Origin of the sequence: Kribbella sp. NPDC050820 (genome assembly GCF_040653975.1) — a bacterium.
Lineage (GTDB): Bacteria > Actinomycetota > Actinomycetes > Propionibacteriales > Kribbellaceae > Kribbella.
The window spans coordinates 1-1,113 of record NZ_JBFAHB010000179.1; the positions used below are offsets into that span (position 1 = coordinate 1).

The following is a 1,113-nucleotide window of genomic DNA, read 5'->3' on the forward strand; positions in this document are numbered from 1 at the left end:
ACGACGACCACGACGACGACCACGACGACGAGCAGGACAGGGCTGAGTCCGCGTTGGCGTTGCTGGCGTTGGTCGCGGGCCAAGACGTCGAGCCGTCCGAGGGGTCGGACGGCACCGATGGGCGGTGGCGGATCGCCCGCCGGGTCGCGCCGGATCGGGTGATCTCGACCGTCGACCCGGACGCGCGGCATACCCGCAAGTCTCCGGAGAGCCGCCGCGACGGCTACCGGGCGCACGTGGTGGCCGAGCCCGGGACCGGGATCATCACCGACGAGCAGTTGACCAAGGCCGCCGGCCCGGACAACGCCGATGCCGCCGTGGCCGAACAGTTCCTCGCCCGGGAAAGCGAACCGTCAACCTGGTACGGGGACTCTGCCTATGGCACCGGCGACCTGCGCGGCGCGATCGACGACGCCGGCCACGAGGCCGTGATCAAACCCAAGCCGCTGCAGGCCCCGGTCGAGGGCGGGTTCACCGTCGACGACTTCACCGTGGACGAACAGGCCCAGACGGTCACCTGCCCGGCCGGCAACACCCGCCCGATCAGCCGAACCCGGGTAGCCACCTTCGGCGCGGTCTGCCGCGACTGCCCGCTGCGCCAGCAGTGCACCAAGTCCAAGACCGGCCGCAGCATCGTCCTGCACGAGCGCGACGACCTGCTCCGCCAGGCCCGGGCCGACTGGGCCGACGATGCCGAACTGCGCGACAACTACCGGCACCACCGGCCCAACGTCGAACGCGTGATCTCCCACATCGCCAGCCACGGCGGCCGCCGCCTCAAACTCCGCTACCGCGGCACCACGAAGAACCACGCCTGGCTGAAACGCCGCACCGCCGGCCTCAACCTTCGCAACCTCATCGGCCGCGGACTCACCCGCACCGCAGGCACCTGGGTACTGGCGGCCCAGACCACCTGACAAATCTCACCCACAAGCCTCGACCGCCACAGCGCCTAGCACGCCTCCCCACCAACCGCCCAGGCGCCCGTCTCGCGGTCCGGACCGCATTGCCACGCACCGGCCAGCCTTCACACGCACCCGCCCCGACAGCATCCGCGCTACAGCCCACACAGCGACCAACCCCAGAACCCGCCCTAATTCAGCGCCCTCCTAG

Annotated in this window: 1 protein-coding gene; it reads left to right on the forward strand. The window is 70.8% G+C overall.

Annotated elements, in window-relative coordinates; genetic code table 11:
• Nucleotides 1-917: transposase (locus AB0H36_RS48100; RefSeq protein WP_360539145.1), on the forward strand; the 917-nt coding region annotated here is incomplete at its 5' end.
• Between the last annotated feature and the right edge of the window lie 196 nt (nucleotides 918-1,113).